A 782-nucleotide genomic window follows, 5' to 3' on the forward strand; every position below is an offset into this window, starting at 1 on the left:
TCTGGTCGTGGGGAAACGTCAGTCGCGGCCGTGGATCGTGTCGGATGAACTGTGGTCGCTGATCGAGCCGTTGCTGCCCGAGCCGGGGCCGAGGCAGGTCGAAGGTCGGCCGCGGATACCGGACCGCCAGGCCCTGTGCGGGATCCTGTTCGTGCTGCACACCGGCATCCAGTGGGAGTACCTGCCCCAGGAGCTGGGCTTCGGATCGGGCATGACCTGCTGGCGGCGCTTGGCTGCCTGGAACGAGGCAGGCGTGTGGGACCAATTGCATGTGGTGCTGTTGAAGAAGCTGCGGGCAGCGAAGAAGCTGGACTGGTCCCGGGCGGTGATCGACTCGTCGCACATCCGGGCGGCCCGCCGGGGCCCAAAAGCGGTCCCAGCCCGGTCGACCGCGCACGTCCGGGCAGTAAGCACCACGTCGTCACCGACGCCCAGGGCATCCCGCTCGCGGTGTCGCTGACCGGCGGCAACCGCAACGACGTCACCCAGCTCCTGCCCCTGCTCGACAAGATCCCCGCTGTCGCCGGGACCGTCGGCCGGCCACGACACCGTCCCGACGCGCTGCTCGCCGACCGCGGCTACGACCACGACAAGTACCGGCGCCTGCTGTGGCAGCGCGGCATCCGCCCGGTCATCGCCGAACGAGGCCAGCCCCACGGCTCCGGCCTGGGCATCTTCCGGTATGTCGTCGAAAGAACGATCGCCTGGCTGCACGGCTTCCGCCGCCTACGCATCCGCTGGGAACGACGCGACGACATCCACGAGGCCTTCCTCAGCCTTGC

Annotated in this window: 1 protein-coding gene; it reads left to right on the forward strand. The window is 69.3% G+C overall.

Translation table 11 applies throughout. The features are described from left to right. Positions 1-34: 34 nt before the first annotated feature. Positions 35-782 (forward strand): IS5 family transposase gene (locus tag IE274_RS39145; protein WP_444545126.1). Its coding sequence is split into 2 segments (ribosomal slippage), with 749 coding nucleotides annotated over them: positions 35-356 and positions 356-782; the frame shifts between segments, so codons are not numbered across the junction. This gene is flagged as partial in the annotation.

It is taken from the genome of Streptomyces flavofungini (assembly GCF_014650815.1).
Classification (GTDB): domain Bacteria; phylum Actinomycetota; class Actinomycetes; order Streptomycetales; family Streptomycetaceae; genus Streptomyces; species Streptomyces flavofungini.